This window comes from Phytohabitans rumicis, from assembly GCF_011764445.1.
GTDB classification, from domain to species: domain Bacteria; phylum Actinomycetota; class Actinomycetes; order Mycobacteriales; family Micromonosporaceae; genus Phytohabitans; species Phytohabitans rumicis.
This window is the reverse complement of record NZ_BLPG01000001.1, coordinates 2,801,424-2,818,718: the sequence shown is the minus strand read 5'-3', so window position 1 is coordinate 2,818,718 and position 17,295 is coordinate 2,801,424. Positions and strand designations below refer to the sequence as shown.

The following is a 17,295-nucleotide window of genomic DNA, read 5'->3' as shown; positions in this document are numbered from 1 at the left end:
TCGTTTTGGGGGACCCGGCGTCTGGCAGGCTGGCGGCGTGAGTACAGACGGGCTCGTTGTGGTGGACAAGCCGGGCGGGATGACGTCGCACGACGTGGTGGCGCGGGTACGGCGGTTGGCGCGTACCCGGCGGGTCGGGCATGGCGGCACGCTCGACCCGATGGCGACCGGCGTCCTGGTTATCGGTGTGGGCAGAGGGACCAGGCTCTTGACGTACGTGATCGGCTCGGCCAAGGGCTATGCGGCGACGATCCGGTTGGGGCAGAGCACGATCACCGACGACGCCGAGGGTGATGTGGTCGCCACCGCGCCCGCCGGGCACGTCACCGACGAGGCGATCGGTGCCGGGCTTGCCGCCCTCACCGGCGACATCCAGCAGGTGCCGTCCGCGGTGAGCGCTATCAAGATCGACGGCAAGCGCGCCTACAAGCGGGTACGCGAGGGCGAGCAGGTGGCCCTCGCCGCCCGCCCGGTGACGATCTCCCGGCTGGACCTGCTGGCGATCCGGCGCCCCACTGCCGACCTGGTCGACGTGGACGTACAGGTGGAGTGCTCGTCCGGGACGTACGTGCGGGCGATCGCCCGGGACCTCGGCGCCGGGCTGGGCGTGGGCGGGCACCTGACCGCGCTGCGGCGTACGGCGGTGGGCGGTTTCACCCTGGCCGAGGCGTCGACGCTGGAGGAGTTGGAGAAGGTCGCCCCCGACGTGGTCAACCTGCCGCTGGCGGCGGCGGCCCGGCGGTTCTTCGCCGCCCGCGAGGCGTCGTCCGACGAGGCGAAGGTGTTGTCGCACGGTGGGCCGCTCGCGGAGGCGGGTCTTGCGGGTCCCTACGCGGTCTTCGCTCCGGACGGCGGGCTGCTGGCGGTCGTGCGGGAGCGCGACGGCCGAGCCCGCCCGGAGGTCGTCTTCACGGGTTGACGCCGCTCAGGAAGCGGCGCACCTCGCCGCTCTCGCCGAGCACCTCCACGCCGCCGGGCACCTCCACCTCCACGCCCGCGCGCCCGGCCAGCGGACGCAGGTCGAGCGGGCCCCTACCGTTGTAGCGAATCATGATCTTGGGTACTGCGGCGTCGCGCAGCAGGGACAGGTCGGGCGGATCACCCGTCGCGAAGAGACCGAGGCGCTGGAGGGCGGGCGCGTCCGGCAGGGCGTCGATCGCGTGCGGGTCGCTGAGGTTCAGCATGAGATGCATGACCCTGGGGAGCCTGATCGCAGGCAGTGGTGCCAGGCTCCAGACCTCGTTAAGCGCCAGCGATCGCAACGCCGGCCACTCGGTGGCGTCGATGCCGTAGAACCGCAGCGCCTCCATGCTCAAGTGCCGCACGGCAAGCCCGGGGAGCACTTCTCCGTTGATCACGTCGCAGCGCAGGCCGACGCGGTCGAGGCGCGGCAGGGTCCCGAGCGGCGCCAGGTCCACCGGCCAATCACCCGATCCAAGGACAACGAGGTCCTCCAGGGGGTGTCCGGCCAGGGGAGCCAGATCCGCGACACGCGCCGCACTGAGCTGGCGTAGCGCGGGGAGCGCGCGGACGAAATCCAGGTCGACGGGGTCGCGGCGGCGCAGCGGGATCACCGTCAGGCGGGTGAGGTGCCGCAGGTGGCGCAGCGCCGGCAGCAACCGGCGATCCTCGACGATCAGGGAGCCGGCATTCAGGGGTGAGTCGCGCAGCACGGTCTGGGCGTACTCGTCCGGGTCGAAGCGGGGCCACGCCTTGACCAGGGCGTTCACGACGTCGGGGCGGGCGTCGGCGCCGTACCGGGCCAGGAGCGGCAGCGCGGCGGGATCGCCCGCCTCGGCGGCCGCGGAGATCATCAGTACCACGCCGTACTCCGTCGGGGCGGGGCCTGCATGAGCAGGTCGATCGCGAACGGGCCGGCCCGCCCGAGCGCCTTCGCGGCCGCCTCGGTCCGGGGCGGCACCAGCTTCGCGGTGGCCTTCCGGATCGCAGCCTCCATCTCGGGCGATCGCTCCGGGGAGGTCTCCAGGCAGCCGAGCGCCACCAGGCGCAGCAGGTCGCGCTGCTCGTGCGGGATGCCGGTGGTGTCGGCGAGGCGGAGCAGCCCGCTCAGCAGCGTCTCCCGCCCCGTGGCGGTCGCGTGGCCGGCCGCCATCACCACCACCTCGTGCCACTGCGGCAGGTGCGCGTGGGATCTCAGCACGCCGTAGTCGCCCTCGTCGATGGCCTGCTTGGCGGCCAGATACTCCTGGAAGGAGCGGTGCACGAAGTCCACCCGCCCCTCCACCTGCTCGCGCAGCAGGCCGCTGCGCTCCAGCAGTACCCGGTAGACCCGCTCCGGATCGGCGGTCACCCGGGGCATGGCGCGCAGCTTCGCGGCCAGCCAGCCGATCACGTCGGCCCGGGGCGCGTCCGACCACTCGTTGCGGATCAGCCGGTACGCCAGGTCGCACAGCAGCAGGGTCTGCTCGGTGCGGCCGAGCGCCGGCCCGGTGGCGATCCGCCGCTCCCGGTCGCGGCGCTCCAGCAGCATGTGCAGCGCCACCTCGTACAGCTCCATCCGGTTCGCCGGGAGCTGGCCGTGCCGGTCCCGGTGCAGCGCGCAGAGCAGGGCGCACAGCAGCGGGTACCCGGCCAGCTGGCGCAGGTGCCGGTGCTTGTCCAACCTGGCGATCAGCCGCTGCTCCTGCTCGGTGACCTCCTCGCGCTCCGCCTCGGTGCGGCGGCGGTGCTCGCGGTCAGGCTCAGGTAGGCCACCGAGAGCGGATAGCGCCGGCTGGACTCGGACAGGGTGGCGCCGAAGAACTCCACCTGATCCAGCCGGTTCGCCACGAGCTGGCGGTAGTCGCGCTCGAAGTCGACCACCCCGCGCCGCTCGGGCAGCCGGGCGAGCACCGTACCGAGGTCGTCGAGGATCTGGCGGTCGCGGCGCAGCAGCTCGGCCACGCCGGCCGCGCCGGAGCCGGGCAGCGTGCGGGCCACCTCGATGGCGTACGCGGAGCACTCCCGCAACACCAGGTCGTAGAGGCGGACCGCGGCGTCGGCGAGCCCCGCCCGGCGTACCCGATCGGGATCTTGAGCGCGCAGGTAGCGGTCGAGGTAGCCGGCGTCGAGGTCCTGCTTGAACAGGTCGTCCTCGGTGAGGGCGGCCACCTGGAAGGTGTCCCGGACCGCGTCGAGCGCGGCCACCCGCTCGTGCGGCGGCAGGTCGCGGAACTCGCGCTCCACCAGGGGCTCCACCCGTTCGGCGATCAGCTCCGCGGCCTGGTCCCAGACCCGGCGGAACTGGCGCTGCTCCCGGACCGAGGTCAGCCGCTGGGCGGCCAGGTCGATCACGCTTTCGCCCACCGAGGAGGCGAGCTTGTGATCGCCGAGCCAGACGCCGCAGGCCGCCTTCGCCACCGCCGCGCCGAGCGCGATCGCGGCAACCTCAAGACCCGGCACGAGACGAGGGTGGCACAGCGAGACAAGATCTTGTGACATGGCTCGCAAACGGGGACCGATCGCCTGCACATAAGCTGGGCAGCATGCAGAGGTGGCGGGGCTACGAGGCGGTCCCGAGCGGGTTCGGTCGCTCGGTGGTCACCATCGGCGTGTTCGACGGCGTCCACAGGGGACACCAGGCGACCATCGGTCATGCGGTGGAACGCGCGCGGGACCTGGGACTCAAGTCGGTGGTGGTCACGTTCGACCCGCATCCGTCGGAGGTGGTGCGGCCCGGGACGCATCCCGCCGTACTGACCGAGCCGCGGCGCAAGGCAGAGCTGATCGAGGCGCTCGGCGTCGACGTGCTGTGCGTGGTGCCGTTCACGCTCGACTTCTCCCGGCTGCCGCCGGAGGCGTTCGTGCACGACGTGCTGGTCGAGCACCTGCACGCCGCCGTGGTCGTGGTGGGGGACAACTTCCGGTTCGGGCACAAGGCCGCCGGTGACGGCGCGCTCCTGCGCAGCCTGGGCCGGACCTTCGGGTACGCGGTGGAGGACTCCGCCCTGGTGACGAGCGGCGGCACGATCTTCTCCTCGACGTACATCCGTGCCTGTGTCGCGGCGGGTGACGTGCGGGCGGCGGGCGAGGCGCTCGGGCGCCCGCACCGGGTGGAGGGCGTGGTGGTCCGCGGCGACCAGCGCGGCCGGACGCTGGGCTTCCCGACCGCCAACTACCTGACCGGCCCGCACACCTCGATCCCGGCCGACGGCGTGTACGCCGGATGGGTGATCCGCCGGGGCGAGCGGCTCCCGGCGGCGGCGTCGGTGGGCACGAACCCGACGTTCGCCGGGGAGGATCGCCGGGTGGAGGCGCACATCCTGGACTTCGACGACGACCTGTACGGCGAGCGGCTCGAACTGGAGTTCGTGGAGAACCTGCGCGGCCAGGTCAAGTTCGACGGCGTCGAGCCCTTGATCGCCCAAATCAAGCAGGATGTCGCGCTGACGCGGACGGTGCTGGGCGGCTAGATCAGCGTGGGCTGGTAGTGTTACCGGGACGTCGTGTTACGACGTTGGGTTCCGTGTGCCTGCACGACGCCGCGGGGCGGGACTGCGACAAGCCCACAGAAATAGGGAGAAAATGGCGCTCGACCAGCAAGCCAAGGCCAAGATCAGGGAAGAGTACGCGACCGTCGAGGGTGACACCGGGTCGCCCGAGGTGCAGGTCGCGGTGCTCACCAAGCGGATCGCCGACCTCACCGAGCACCTCAAGGTGCACAAGCACGACCACCACAGCCGTCGTGGTCTGCTGCTGCTGGTGGGTCGCCGGCGTCGCCTGCTGAACTACATGGCCAAGAAGGACATCAGCCGCTACCGGACGATCATCGAACGGCTCGGTCTGCGGCGATAACACCCGGGGAGCGGCGAGAGTCGCTCCCCTACCCACCACAGGGGCCCGGGAGCGGACGACGCACCGGTCCTCGGTAGTGGCCCCCGGGCAGCCGGTCACAGGCCGGCCCCCGGGCGCTTCGATCGAAGACCGGCCCGTCTGAGTAGCTCCCCAAGGTTGTGGCCCCACGACCAAAAGAGGAGCACGTCTCTGACATGACCGAGCAAACCAGCCTCGGCGCACAGCACAGCACCGCGGTGATCGACAACGGGTCCTTCGGCACCCGGGAGATCACCTTCTCCACCGGCCGCCTCGCCAAGCAGGCCGCCGGCTCCGTGATCGTCCAGCTCGGCGACACGGTTGTCCTCTCCGCGACCACGGCCAGCAAGCACCCGAAGGAGCAGTTCGACTTCTTCCCGCTGACCGTCGACGTCGAGGAGCGGATGTACGCCGCGGGCCGCATCCCCGGCTCGTTCTTCCGTCGTGAGGGCCGGCCCAGCGAGGACGCGATCCTCACCTGCCGCCTGACCGACCGGCCGCTGCGCCCCAGCTTCGTCAAGGGCCTGCGCAACGAGGTCCAGGTCGTCGCGACGATCCTGGCGCTCGACCCGGCCCACCCGTACGACGTGATCGCGATCAACGCGGCCTCGATGTCGACCAAGCTGTCCGGCCTGCCGTTCTCCGGCCCGATCGGGGCGACCCGGATGGCCCACATCGACGGCCAGTGGATCGCCTTCCCGACCCACGAGGAGCTGGCCCGGGCCACCTTCGACATGGTGGTCGCCGGCCGGGTCCTGCCCGACGGCGATGTCGCGATCATGATGGTCGAGGCCGAGGCGACGCCGAACGCGGTGGCGCTGGTCGCCGCCGGCGCGGTCGCCCCGACCGAGGAGGTCGTGGCCAGCGGCCTGGAGGCCGCCAAGCCGGCCATCCGCGAGCTGTGCCGGGCGCAGGACGAGATCGCGGCCGTCGCGGCCAAGCCGGTCGCCGAGTTCCCCGTCTTCCTGGAGTACCAGGAGGACGTCTACGCGGCCGTTGCCAACGTCGCCAAGGCCGAGGTCGCCGAGGCGTTGAAGATCGCCGGCAAGGCCGACCGCGAAGAGGCCCTCGACCGGGTCAAGGACAAGGCGGTCGAAGAGGTCGCGCCGCAGTTCGAGGGGCGCGAGAAGGAGGTCGGCGCAGCCTTCCGGTCGCTGGTCAAGTCCGAGGTCCGGGTCCGGGTGCTGCGCGACCAGGTGCGCATCGACGGCCGTGGCCCGCGCGACATCCGGCCGCTGACCGCCGAGACCCAGGTGCTCCCGCGGGTGCACGGCTCGGCGCTGTTCGAGCGGGGCGAGACGCAGATCCTGGGCGTGACCACGCTCAACATGCTCCGCATGGAGCAGCAGCTCGACACGCTGTCGCCGGAAAAGCACAAGCGCTACATGCACAACTACAACTTCCCGCCGTACTCGACCGGTGAGACCGGCCGGGTCGGCGCGCCGAAGCGGCGCGAGATCGGCCACGGCGCGCTCGCCGAGCGGGCCCTGATCCCGGTGCTGCCGAGCCGCGAGGAGTTCCCGTACGCGATCCGGCAGGTGTCCGAGGCCCTCAGCTCCAACGGTTCGACGTCGATGGGCTCGGTCTGCGCCTCGACGATGTCGCTGCTGTCCGCCGGTGTGCCGCTCAAGGCGCCGGTCGCGGGCATCGCGATGGGCCTCATCTCCGACGAGGTCGACGGCAAGACGCAGTACGTCACGCTGACCGACATCCTCGGCGCCGAGGACGCGTACGGCGACATGGACTTCAAGGTCGCCGGCACCCGTGAGTTCGTCACCGCGCTGCAGCTGGACACCAAGCTCGACGGCATCCCGTCGGACGTGCTGGCCGGCGCGCTGCAGCAGGCCCACGAGGCGCGGCACACGATCCTCGACGTCATGCAGGAGGCCATCGAGGCGCCGGCCACGATGTCCGAGTACGCGCCGCGGGTCACCACCGTGAAGATCCCGGTCGACAAGATCGGCATGGTGATCGGGCCGAAGGGCCAGACGATCAACGCGATCCAGGACGAGACCGGCGCCGAGATCTCCATCGAGGACGACGGCACGATCTACGTCGGCGCGACCAACGGCCCGTCCGCCGAGGCCGCGGTCGAGCGGATCAACGCGATCGCCAACCCGACGCTGCCGAAGGTGGGCGACAAGTTCCTCGGCACGGTAGTGAAGACGGCCGCGTTCGGCGCGTTCATCTCGCTGCTGCCGGGCCGCGACGGCCTGCTGCACATCTCCAAGGTGGGCAACGGCAAGCGGGTCGAGAGGGTCGAGGACTTCCTCAACGTCGGCGACAAGGTCGAGGTCCAGATCGCCGACATCGACCAGCGCGGCAAGATCTACCTGGACAAGGTCCGCGCCGAGGGCGAAGAGGCCCCGGCCGAGGCCGACGGCGGCGAGCGTCCGCCGGCCCGCGACCGCGGCGACCGGGGTCCGCGCGACCGTGCCGACCGGGACGGCGCCGACCGCGGCCCGAGCCGCGGCGAGCGCGAGGGCGGCGGCGGCGAAGGCGACAGCGAGGGCGGTCCTCGCCGGCGCCGGCACCGCCGCTAATGGCGCTCGACCAACGCGATGGAGGCAGCACGGTACGTCGTACCGTGCTGCCTTCGGGCCTTCGGGTGCTGACCGAGGCGATCCCGTCGATGCGGAGCGTCTCGGTCGGCGTGTGGGTGGCCATCGGCTCCCGGGACGAGGCGGCGGAGCTGTCCGGCGTCTCGCACTTCCTGGAGCACCTGCTCTTTAAGGGCACCGAAAAGCGGTCCGCGCTGGACATCTCCGCGCAGATCGAGGCGGTGGGCGGCGAGACCAACGCGTTCACCACCAAGGAGTACACCTGCTACTACGCGCGGGTGCTCGACGAAGACCTGCCGCTGGCCATCGACGTGATGTGCGACGTGGTCGCCAACTCGGTGCTCGACCCGGCGGACGTGGAGACCGAGCGGGGCGTGATCCTCGAAGAGATCGCCATGCACGACGACGAGCCCGGCGACGAGGTGCACGACGTCTTCGCCGAGGCCATCTTCGGTGCTCACCCGCTGGGCCGGCTGATCTCCGGCACCCAGGCGACGATCTCGCCGATGACCCGCGACCAGATCGAGGGCTTCTACCGCTCGCATTACACGGCGCCGTCCATCGTGATCGCCGCCGCGGGCAACCTGGACCACGACACCGTGGTGGAGCTCATCGCCGGGTCGCTCGGCGCGGGCTCCGCGACACCCGCGCCGCTGCGGCCCGCGTCGGTGGTGCCCACCCGGTCGCCGGACACGGTCGTACGCGACAAGGACACCGAGCAGGCGCACGTCGTACTCGGGTGTCCGGGCATCGACCGGCCCGACGAGCGGCGCTTCGCGCTCGGGGTGCTCAACAACGTGCTGGGCGGCGGCATGTCGAGCCGGCTCTTCCAGGAGATCCGGGAGAAGCGCGGGCTCGCGTACTCGGTCTACTCCTACTCCACCCAGTACGCCGACACCGGCCTCTTCGCGGTGTACGCCGGCTGCGCGCCGGGCAAGGTCGACGAGGTGCTCGAACTGACCCGCGCCGAGCTGGCCGCGGTCGCCGCGAAGGGCTTCACCGAGGCGGAGCTGGCCCGCGGCAAGGGCATGGCCAAGGGCTCGTACGTCCTGGGCCTGGAGGACACCGGCTCCCGGATGAGCCGGCTGGCCAAGGGCGAGCTGCTCTACGGCAACCTGCTCACGGTCGACGAGATGCTCGCGCGGGTGGACGCCCTGACCCTGGACGAGGTCAACACCCTGGCCGCCGACCTCCTGACCCGCCCGACCTCCCTGGCCGTCATCGGCCCCGTCTAGCTGCAAGGAAGGGCACCTTGTTATCGCTTTTTGCATAACAAGGTGCCCTTCCTTGCAAGATCAGTGCGCGAAGAAGTGTGCCAGGTCGCGGTCGCGCGCCGACAGTTCGGCGGGGTTGGCTGGGTGGCCGGTCGACAGGACGTAGAGGTGCTTGGGGCCCGCCAAGGCTTCGTAGACGGCGAACTGGCCGTCCGGGAGCACCGCCGGGTCGCGGCGGGCCGCGCTGACGTACACCGGAATGTGGATGCGGCGCGCGGCGATGGCGGCGTCGAAGTAGTCCAGGACGGGCCGCAGGTGCGGCTCGCGGGCCAGCAGCCGGCGGACCGCCTCGCCGCTGCCGGTGCTGGGCGCGGCGAGCCGGAGCGGATGGTGGCCGAAGCTCGGCACGTACAGGTGGGCGCGGGTGAAGCGGTCGTCCCACGGCAGCGCGAGCGCGCCGATGCCCCCGCCGAAGCTGCCGCCGTTGTAGTCCAGCCGTTCCGCCCCGGGAAGCGCTCCAGCAGCACGGACGCGGCGCGCCAGACGTCCGCGGCGCAGAAGCGGTGCACGTACGTCTCGCGGGCGCGGATGCCGTGCAGCACGTGCTCGGCGGCCCTCGCCGGGATGGTCGCGGAGTGGCTGCGGGGGAGTCCCGGCGCGCACGGAAATATCTTGGCGGCCCCGGGCACCGGCACGTGCTCGTCAGGCCCGTCCGGGCGGCCCTGGTAGCCGTGGCTGACGACCACGCCGCGCCGGATCGGTGCGCGCGCCGGATAGGTGATCCAGGCGAACGCCCGCTCCCCGGTCGACGAGTCGAACGTGACCTCCTCGACCCGGCGGCCGAGAGTCGCGTCGTCGTACTCCCGCTCGATCCGCCAGCGCAGCGGCCCCCGCATCAGCTCCGCCCGCGTCGTACGCCAGAAGTCGGCGAAGTCGGCGGGCTCGGGCGGGAGATCCATCGTTCCCTATGGTGGGGCCGTGTCGGCACGATAGTCATCAGCTGATCCGGCGGCGTGGGATAAGTTCTCCACGTGAGCGATGAGCGTGAGCCGATTCGGGTCGGTGTCCTGGGAGCCCGGGGGCGGATGGGCGTCGAGGTGTGCAAGGCCGTCGACACGGCGGACGACCTCGAACTCGTGGCGATGATCGACCAGGGTGACTGGCTGTTCAACGCCTCGGACGCCGGTGCGGAAGTCGTCGTCGACTTCACCAACCCGGACGTCGTCATGGACCACCTGCACTGGTGCATCGACCAGGGCATCAACTGCGTGGTCGGCACCAGCGGCTTCACCGAGCAGCGGCTGGAGCGGGTGCGCACCTGGCTGTCGCACAAGCCGGAGGTCGGCGTGATCATCGCGCCCAACTTCGGGGTGGGTGCCGTGCTGATGATGGAGTTCGCCGCCCGGGCCGCCCGGTTCTTCGAGTCCGTCGAGATCATCGAGATGCACCACCCGGGCAAGCTCGACGCGCCGAGCGGCACGTCGGCGCACACGGCGCGCGTCGTGGCCGAGGCCCGCGCGGCCGCCGGCATGGCCGGCATGCCGGACGCGACCAAGGACGAGGTGGCCGGCGCCCGCGGTGCCGACCTCGACGGGGTACGCGTGCACTCCGTGCGCGCCGCCGGTCTGGTCGCCCACCAGGAGGTGCTGTTCGGCACGACGGGGAGACGCTGACCATCCGGCACGACTCGTACGACCGGGCGTCGTTCATGCCCGGCGTGCTGCTGGCCATCCGCGAGGTCCTCACCCGCCCCGGCCTCACGGTCGGTCTCGGCCCCCTGCTCGGCTGACCCCCTCCGTGATCAGGGCGTCCTTCAAGTCGCTATAACAACTTGAAGGACGCCCTGATCACGTGAGGGTGGTGGTGCCGAGCGCGTCGACGGTGGCCGTCACCGGGGCGCCTCCGATGCGGAGGCCGCGCGCCGTGATCGCGCCCAGCGGCACGCCGGGGCGCAGCGTCACGCCGCCGCCCGGCACGTCGGGGTAGAGGCCCAGCGCCGCCTGTAGCAGCGCCACCGCGGCCGCCGCCGACCACGCCTGGGGCCGGCAGGCCGCCGGGTACGCCACGGGCCGCCCCACCTCGGCCCGGGAGTCCCCGCCGTACAGCTCGGGGAGCCGGTAGTCGAACGCCTCGGCGGCGGCGAGTACCCCGTCGGCGAGGCGCGCGGCGGCGGCCCCGAAGCCGGCCTGCGCCAGCCCGCCGATCACGATCGCGGTGTCGTGCGCCCAGATCGACCCGCAGTGGTACGACAACGGGCTGTACCCGCCGTCCTGTGTGGACATCGTGCGCAGCCCGAACCCGCTCGACATGGCCGGCAGGGCGAGCGCGTCGGCCACCGCGGCGGACTCCTTGGGCGTCAGCAGCCCGGTGCCGAGCAGGTGCCCGATGTTGCTGGTGAGCGCGTCGACCGGGCGCCCGCCGCCGTCGAGCGCCAGTGCCGGGTACGCCCGTGCGGGCCGTCCACCCAGTACGCGGCGCGGAACCGCTCGGCCAGCGCGTCGGCGTACTCCCGCCACCGGTCGCCGCCCGGCCGGCCGAACGCGTCCAGCAGCGCGGCGCCCTGCACGGCCGCCTGGTACGCGTACCCCTGCACTTCGGCCAGCGCGATCGGCGGCTCGGCGCGGCGACCGTCGCGGAACCGCACCGCGTCGCCGGAGTCCTTCCAGCCCTGGTTGGCCAGGCCCCGGCCGGTCGTGTCGACGTACCGGAGGAAGTCGGCGTGGCCGCCGAGCCAGTCGAGGGCGGCCTCCAGGGCGGGCAGCAGCGCGGCCACCTCGTCCGCCGGCATGCCCCACCGCCAGGCGTCGTGCAGCAGGCTGACCCACAGCGGAGTGGCGTCGACGGTCCCGTAGTACGCGGGCGGGAGGCTCGTGAACTCGTCCCGGCGCAGCTCGTGCATGATCTTGCCGGGCTCCTCGCCGGTGTGCGCGTCCACCCGCCGTCCCTGCCGGCGGGCGAGCACCCGCAGCGTGCCGGCGGCCAGGCCGGTGCCGAGCGGCAGGAGCATGCGGGCGGCCCAGATGCTGTCCCGGCCGAAGAGCGTGAGGTACCAGGGCACGCCGGCCGCGAGGAAGGTGTCGCCCTGCTCGGCGAGCCGCAGCGTGGCGAGGTCGTCGAGGGACCGGTCCAGCAGCCGGACCAGCCGGTGGTCGTCGGCGGTCACCTCCGGGCGGGACCACTCGATCGGCCCGCTCGGCGCGGCGACCGCGGCCCGGGTGTCGTCCACCCGCACCTGCCAGCGCAGCGTGGCACTGCCGCGGGTGGGCAGGTCGACGTCCCAGAGCAGGCCGCTGCCGGAGGCCGTGCCGTCGCCCGTCACGCGCACGGTCGTGCCGTGCGCGATCCAGGTCAGCGCGTCCGCGGGGGACACCGGCGGGACCGAGCCGCCGGACTTCACCACCTCCATCGGCGCCAGGTCGCAGGCCACCTCCAGGGTGACCGTGGCCCGGACCGGCACGTCGGCGGTCGAGCTGACCACGATCTCCTCGCTCATCCCGCCGGGGACCACCCGGCGGAGCCGGTCGACGCGGACGGTGGGGTCGGGGATGGGGTCGCCGAGCCACCGCACGACGGAGACGAAGCGGTCGGCGCCCGGCCCCGCCGGCGCGTACCCGATGGGCTCCGGCTCGCGGCCGTCGACCAGCAGCGACGCCCGCGCGAGCGCGCGGGCGTCGGCATGGAACACGCCCTGGACGCCAGTGCCCCGATCTGCCCGTCCGGCCCGCTGAGCGCGGTCGTCGGCGCCGACGTCGTGGTGACGAGGTCGTGCAGCAGCGGTTGCAGCTTGCGGTCCGGCACGGGCGGGGTCCTCCTGATCAGAGTCTTGACAGATCGGCGCGCGCAGAGCAAAGTGCGAAACAACCCCGAAACTTGAACGATCCAATCATGCACTACGCCGTTTTGAACGTTCAAGACCTTGGACGGAGTGAATGGTAGAAAAGGTGACGATCGCCACGGTGGCCGAGCACGCTCGGGTGTCCCGGCAGACCGTGTCGAACGTGCTGAACACCCCGCACCTGGTCCGCGAGGAGACCCAGGCCCGGGTGCGGGAGGCGATCACCGCCCTCGGCTACCGGGCCAACCAGGCGGCCCGGCAGATGCGCACCGGCCGGTCCCGGCTGCTTGCCGTGCGGATCGAGCCCACCCGGGACGGGATCAACGGCACGGTGCTCGACCGCTTCCTGCACGGGCTGACCGAGGCGGCCGCCCCGGCGGGCTACCGGGTCCTGCTCTACGCCGCGGCCGACGACACGGCCGAGATCGCCACGTACGACGACCTGCTCGCCGCGTACGACCTGGACGCGTTCGTGCTGACCAGCACGCACCACGGCGACGTGCGCACGTCCTGGCTGGCCGAGCGGGGCGTGCCGTTCGTGACGTTCGGCCAACCGTGGGGGCGCCCGCCAGCCATCCGTGGGTGGACGTGGACAACGCGGCCGGCACCGCCGCCGCGACCCGCCGCCTGCGCGACACCGGGCACGAGCGGATCGGCTTCATCGGATGGCCGGCCGGGTCGGGCGTCGGTGACGCCCGGCGCTCCGGCTGGGCCACCACCGCCGGGCCGGCCTGCGCGGAGCTGGATCGCTCCACGGTGGACGGTGTGGCCGAGGGTGAGGCGGCCGCCCGCGACCTGCTCCGCCTCCCGGAGCCGCCGACCGCCCTGGTCTGCGCGAGCGACTCCCTGGCCGTGGGCGCCGTCGCCGCCGTACGCGACACCGGCGTAGCCGTCACCGGCTTCGACGACACCCCGGTCGCCCGCGTGCTCGGCCTCACCAGCGTGGCGCAGCCGCTCGCCGAGGCCGCCGCCCGCTGCGTCGCCCTCCTCGCCGGCGTGCTGGACGGGGTGCCGCGCCGGAACCCGTACTCCTCCAACCCTCCCTCGTGATCCGCCAGTCAGCCTGAAGGAGAGACCGGACATGACACGCACGAGAGTCCTCGCCGCGCTGGCGGCCGGTGCATTGCTGGCCACCGCCGGGTGTGGCAACGGCTTCGACGACTCCTCATCGGACAGTGGCCAGGAGGCCGGACCCGCCGCGCTGCAGATCCTCATCGGCTCGTCCGGGCAGGCCGAGACGAAGGCCGTGCAGGACGCGGCCGCCGCGTGGGCCAGCTCCAGCGGCAACACGGCGACCGTGACGCCGGCGCAGGACCTGGTGCAGCAGCTCGGGCAGGCGTTCGCCGGCGACAGCCCGCCGGACGTGTTCTATGTGGACGCCGGCCGGTTCGCCGACTACGCGAGCGTCGGGGCGCTGGAGCCGTACGGCGACAAGATCAGTAACCCGGACGACTTCTACGAGAGCCTGCGCACCACGTTCACGTACGACGGCAAGTTCTACTGCGCGCCCAAGGACTTCTCCACCCTGGCGCTGCAGATCAACACCGACCTGTGGACCAAGGCCGGCCTGACCGACGCCGACGTGCCGACCACCTGGGATCAGCTCACCTCGGTGGCCCAGAAGATCAAGGGGTCCGGCACCGTGCCGCTGGCGCTGGGGACACCCGGGACCGGATCGGCGCGTTCATGGTGCAGGCCGGCGGCTGGATCACCAGCGCGGACGGCAAGCAGGCCACCGCCGACTCGCCGGAGAACCTCCAGGCCCTCCAGTACACCCAGGGCCTGCTCAAGCAGGGGCTGGCCCGGTACCCGAAGCAGCTCGACTCGGGGTGGGCCGGCGAGGCGTTCGGCAAGGGCAAGGCCGCGATGACCATCGAGGGCAACTGGATCAAGGGGGCCATGCAGGCCGACTTCCCGAAGGTCAAGTACACCGTGCACCCGCTGCCGGCCGGCCCCAAGGGCAGGGCACCCTGTCGTTCACGAACTGCTGGGGGATCGCGGCCAAGAGCAAGCACAAGGACCAGGCGATCAAGTTCGTCGAGGCGATGACCACCGTGGACCAGCAGATGGCGTTCGCCAAGGCGTTCGGCGTCATGCCGTCGCGGCAGTCCGCCGGCGCCCAGTACACCCAGCAGTTCCCGGCCGACAAGGCGTTCATCGACGGCGCCGCGTACGCCCAGGGCCCGGTCAACGCGCCCAAGATGGACAGCGTGCTGGCCGACTTCGACGCCGGGCTCCAGGGCCTGACGAACGGCGACCCCAAGGCGCTGCTGGCCCGCGTACAGAAGAACACCCAGTCGGCGCTCGGAAGGTGAGGAACTCGCGGGAAGGGCTGGCTGGTTGGCTCTTCGTCGCACCGGTGGTGCTGATCCTCGGCGTCTTCCTGCTGCTGCCGATCGGGATGGCGCTGTGGGTCAGCCTCACCGGGTGGAACGGCCAGGGCAGCCCGTTCACCAGTGATGTGCCGTTCGTCGGGGCGGACAACTACACCCGCCTGTTCACCGAGGACGGGCTGGCCCGCCAGGACTTCATGACGAGCATCCGCAACAACGTGTACTACGTGGCCGTCGTCGTACCGCTGCAGACCGTGCTCGCGCTCTTCCTCGCGCTCGTGGTCAACCAGCGGATGCTGAAGGGCAAGGGGTTCTTCCGGACCGCGTTCTACTTCCCGTCGGTCACCAGCTCGGTGGCGATCAGCGTGGTGTTCCTCTTCCTCTTCGCCAACTCGGGGGCGGTCAACGCCCTGCTCGCGGCGGTCGGGATCGACGGGCCGGTGTGGTTCGACGACTCCCGCGGCCTCGTCCACCTGGCGCTGGGCGCGGTCGGCGTGGACTCCGCGCCGGCCGCGCTCGCCGACGGCGGCGTGCTGGGGTTGAGCTGGTGGGACTGGCTCTCCGGGCCGAGCGTGGCCATGTGCGCCATCATCGCGCTGGTCGTGTGGACCACGTCCGGGACGTTCATGCTGATGTTTCTCGCCGCGCTGCAGAACCTCCCGCAGCAGCTCGACGAGGCCAGCCTGATCGACGGCGCCAACCGCTGGCAGCGCCTGCGGTACGTCACCCTGCCCCTGCTGCGCCCCACCCTCTTCCTGGTGCTCACGCTGGGGCTGATCGGCACCTGGCAGGTCTTCGACCAGATCTATGTGATGAGCCAGGGCAATCCGGCCAAGACCACGCTCACGCCGGCCTTCCTGTCGTACCGCACGGCCTTCCGGGACTTCGAGTACGGCTCCGGCGCCGCCATCTCGTTCGTGCTGTTCCTGATCATCGTGGTGATGACGCTGTTGCAGCGCTGGATCCTGCGCGAGAGGCGGCCCTGATGCGTCGCCTCGTGAACACCTTCGTCGGGTACGCCATCCTGATCTTCTTCGCGCTCGTGTTCCTGTACCCGTTCGTGATCCAGATCGCGAACTCGTTCAAGACCGAGCCGGACGCGGCGGCCAACCCGCTCTCGCCCGTGCCCGACCCGATCTCGCTCGCCGGGTTCGAGCGGATCTTCGAGGGCACCAACTTCCCGCTGTGGCTCGGCAACTCGCTCCTGGTGACGGTGGTGATCACGCTCGGCCGGGTCTTCCTCGACTCGCTGGCCGGGTACGCGCTGGCCCGGCTGCGCTTCCGCGGCCGGCGGGCGATCTTCGCGGGCGTCATCGCCGTGATGGCGGTGCCGGGCGTGGTCCTGCTGATCCCCAAGTTTCTGGTGCTCAACCAGCTCGGCATCTACGACAGCTACACCGCGCTGATCCTGCCGGTCATCGTGGACGCGGCCGGCGTGTTCATCATGAAGCAGTTCTTCGAGTCGGTGCCGGTCAGCGTCGAGGAGGCGGCCCGCATCGACGGGGCGGGCGTGTTCCGCACGTACTGGTCGGTGGTGCTCCCCATGGCCCGGCCCGCCCTGATCACGCTGACGATCCTGTCGTTCCAAGGCTCCTGGAACGAGTTTCCGCACACCCTCGTCGCCGTCCAGAACCCCGACCTCTTCACCCTGCCGCGCGGCCTGGCCGACCTGGTCAGCGGCTCGCTGGGCACGGGCACCCAGTACCCGCTGAAGCTGGGCGCCGCACTGCTGGCGACGATCCCGGTGGCCCTGATCTTCGTGGTGTTCCAGCGCTACTTCGTGCGCGGCGCGACCGAGGGCGGCGAGAAGTAGGTGTGCAGGCGGTGCTGCGCGATGAGCTGATCGTCCACGTCGAGCGCGCGGGCGGCCCCGTCCGGCTCCCACCCGGCTGAGGCTAGGAACTTTTGGGTGGCTGGGTCGCCGTCGTAGATCCAGGCGACGGCGGTACTGAAGCCGTCCTCGCGCCACAGGTCGACGCACGCGGCCAGCAGCCGGCTCCCGTGGCCGCGCCGGCCCCACCGCGGCTCCACGAGCAGGTCGGTGAAGGCCGCGACGTCCGCGCCGAGCGGCGCCTCGTCGGGCGCGAGCGCCTGCTCGTCGGCCGGCCCCGAAGCCGCAAATCCCACCGTGTACGCCTCGTCGGCCTGCTCGACGGCCACCAGCACCCGGTGTCGCGGGGACGGCGACGCCGTGATCGCCTCGGTCCACTGGGCCGCCAGCCACGCCTCGTCCAGCCGGTCGAGCGCCCGCTGCGGCAGCACCCGCCGGTACGCCGTCCGCCACGTCGCGAGTTGGATGCGTGCGATCTCGCCGGCGTCCTCGGGACGCGCCGGCCGGACGTACCCGAGCGCCATGAGTGCCCAGCCTACGGAGCCACCCGGCAGCCACGTGACCGGGGCACCCATCCCGCAGCTAGCGCCCGGAGAGCGCCTCCTCCGCCGCGCCGATCTCCGCCTTCCCCGGTCGCGCCGATCGCCGCCTCCTCCGCCGCGCCGATCGCCGCCTTCCCCGTCGATCAAGGGCAAACGGTCGTGGTTCG

16 protein-coding genes and 4 pseudogenes are annotated in these 17,295 nt (G+C 71.8%); 12 read left to right on the top strand and 8 right to left on the bottom strand.

Annotated elements, in window-relative coordinates; all coding sequences use genetic code 11:
* Positions 1–37 precede the first annotated feature (37 nt).
* Complete coding sequence (truB, locus tag Prum_RS53730; protein WP_173076512.1) at positions 38–919, top strand: tRNA pseudouridine(55) synthase TruB; 882 nt, start codon at positions 38–40, stop codon at positions 917–919.
* Here truB and Prum_RS12160 read toward each other — a convergent pair.
* From Prum_RS12160 to Prum_RS12150, 3 genes are read right to left on the bottom strand one after another with little or no spacing between them, the layout of a single operon-like run.
* Positions 909–1,823, bottom strand: coding sequence for a hypothetical protein (locus Prum_RS12160; protein WP_173076510.1), 915 nt, complete (start codon positions 1,821–1,823; stop codon positions 909–911). The two genes, truB and Prum_RS12160, sit on opposite strands and share 11 nt — an antisense overlap.
* On the bottom strand, positions 1,814–2,623 hold the full coding sequence (locus Prum_RS12155; protein WP_173076508.1) for an NACHT domain-containing protein: 810 nt from the start codon (positions 2,621–2,623) through the stop codon (positions 1,814–1,816). Before Prum_RS12155 ends, Prum_RS12160 begins: the two co-directional genes overlap by 10 nt.
* Positions 2,624–2,631: 8 nt before the next feature.
* On the bottom strand, positions 2,632–3,402 hold the full coding sequence (locus Prum_RS12150) for an NACHT N-terminal Helical domain 1-containing protein (protein ID WP_173076506.1): 771 nt from the start codon (positions 3,400–3,402) through the stop codon (positions 2,632–2,634).
* Between the two features lie 83 nt (positions 3,403–3,485).
* On the opposite strand from Prum_RS12150, the gene Prum_RS12145 reads away from it, so the two are divergent.
* The 4 genes from Prum_RS12145 to Prum_RS12130 all read left to right on the top strand — a co-directional run bounded on the left by Prum_RS12145 (position 3,486) and on the right by Prum_RS12130 (position 8,608).
* Positions 3,486–4,412: a bifunctional riboflavin kinase/FAD synthetase gene (locus tag Prum_RS12145; RefSeq protein WP_173076504.1), complete on the top strand. Its 927-nt coding sequence runs from the start codon at positions 3,486–3,488 to the stop codon at positions 4,410–4,412.
* Between the two features lie 112 nt (positions 4,413–4,524).
* Complete coding sequence (gene rpsO / locus Prum_RS12140) at positions 4,525–4,794, top strand: 30S ribosomal protein S15 (protein ID WP_173076502.1); 270 nt, start codon at positions 4,525–4,527, stop codon at positions 4,792–4,794.
* A gap of 194 nt (positions 4,795–4,988) precedes the next feature.
* Positions 4,989–7,355 carry a polyribonucleotide nucleotidyltransferase gene (locus Prum_RS12135; protein ID WP_173076500.1) on the top strand — a complete coding sequence of 789 codons (2,367 nt, stop codon included), beginning with the start codon at positions 4,989–4,991 and terminating at the stop codon, positions 7,353–7,355.
* Positions 7,355–8,608: a M16 family metallopeptidase gene (locus Prum_RS12130; RefSeq protein ID WP_173076498.1), complete on the top strand. Its 1,254-nt coding sequence runs from the start codon at positions 7,355–7,357 to the stop codon at positions 8,606–8,608. The genes Prum_RS12135 and Prum_RS12130 overlap by 1 nt, the downstream gene beginning before the upstream one ends.
* A gap of 60 nt (positions 8,609–8,668) precedes the next feature.
* Here the strand turns inward: Prum_RS12130 and Prum_RS12125 are convergent, their stop codons facing one another.
* Both Prum_RS12125 and Prum_RS55030 read right to left on the bottom strand, forming a co-directional pair.
* Positions 8,669–9,250: an acetylxylan esterase gene (locus Prum_RS12125; protein WP_173076496.1), complete on the bottom strand. Its 582-nt coding sequence runs from the start codon at positions 9,248–9,250 to the stop codon at positions 8,669–8,671.
* Positions 9,172–9,483, bottom strand: a pseudogene (locus Prum_RS55030) (hypothetical protein); the annotation flags it as partial. The gene Prum_RS12125 and the pseudogene Prum_RS55030, both read right to left, overlap by 79 nt.
* 189 nt (positions 9,484–9,672) lie before the next feature.
* On the opposite strand from Prum_RS55030, the pseudogene dapB reads away from it, so the two are divergent.
* A pseudogene (dapB, locus tag Prum_RS12120) lies at positions 9,673–10,376 on the top strand (4-hydroxy-tetrahydrodipicolinate reductase).
* Between the two features lie 58 nt (positions 10,377–10,434).
* Here dapB and Prum_RS51310 read toward each other — a convergent pair.
* Both Prum_RS51310 and Prum_RS12115 read right to left on the bottom strand, forming a co-directional pair.
* Positions 10,435–10,923, bottom strand: a complete 489-nt coding sequence (locus Prum_RS51310; RefSeq protein ID WP_246277835.1) for a glucosidase family protein — start codon at positions 10,921–10,923, stop codon at positions 10,435–10,437.
* 20 nt (positions 10,924–10,943) lie between these two features.
* Positions 10,944–12,272 (bottom strand): glycogen debranching N-terminal domain-containing protein, encoded by a 1,329-nt coding sequence (locus Prum_RS12115; RefSeq protein WP_246277834.1) that lies wholly within the window; start codon positions 12,270–12,272, stop codon positions 10,944–10,946.
* A gap of 244 nt (positions 12,273–12,516) precedes the next feature.
* Between Prum_RS12115 and Prum_RS51305 the strand changes: the two are divergent.
* The 6 genes and pseudogenes from Prum_RS51305 to Prum_RS12095 form a co-directional block, all read left to right on the top strand.
* Positions 12,517–12,609, top strand: a pseudogene (locus Prum_RS51305) (hypothetical protein); the annotation flags it as partial.
* Between the two features lie 368 nt (positions 12,610–12,977).
* Complete coding sequence (locus Prum_RS51300) at positions 12,978–13,472, top strand: substrate-binding domain-containing protein (protein WP_308785351.1); 495 nt, start codon at positions 12,978–12,980, stop codon at positions 13,470–13,472.
* Positions 13,473–13,503: 31 nt separating this feature from the next.
* Positions 13,504–14,471: pseudogene (locus tag Prum_RS51295) on the top strand (extracellular solute-binding protein).
* Positions 14,393–14,737: an extracellular solute-binding protein gene (locus Prum_RS51290; RefSeq protein WP_371871364.1), complete on the top strand. Its 345-nt coding sequence runs from the start codon at positions 14,393–14,395 to the stop codon at positions 14,735–14,737. The pseudogene Prum_RS51295 and the gene Prum_RS51290 overlap by 79 nt, the downstream one beginning before the upstream one ends.
* Positions 14,734–15,741, top strand: a complete 1,008-nt coding sequence (locus tag Prum_RS12100; protein ID WP_173076494.1) for a carbohydrate ABC transporter permease — start codon at positions 14,734–14,736, stop codon at positions 15,739–15,741. The genes Prum_RS51290 and Prum_RS12100 overlap by 4 nt, the downstream gene beginning before the upstream one ends.
* Positions 15,741–16,568 carry a carbohydrate ABC transporter permease gene (locus tag Prum_RS12095; RefSeq protein WP_173076492.1) on the top strand — a complete coding sequence of 276 codons (828 nt, stop codon included), beginning with the start codon at positions 15,741–15,743 and terminating at the stop codon, positions 16,566–16,568. Before Prum_RS12100 ends, Prum_RS12095 begins: the two co-directional genes overlap by 1 nt.
* Here Prum_RS12095 and Prum_RS12090 read toward each other — a convergent pair.
* On the bottom strand, positions 16,529–17,110 hold the full coding sequence (locus Prum_RS12090) for a GNAT family N-acetyltransferase (protein WP_173076491.1): 582 nt from the start codon (positions 17,108–17,110) through the stop codon (positions 16,529–16,531). The two genes, Prum_RS12095 and Prum_RS12090, sit on opposite strands and share 40 nt — an antisense overlap.
* Positions 17,111–17,295: the final 185 nt, after the last annotated feature.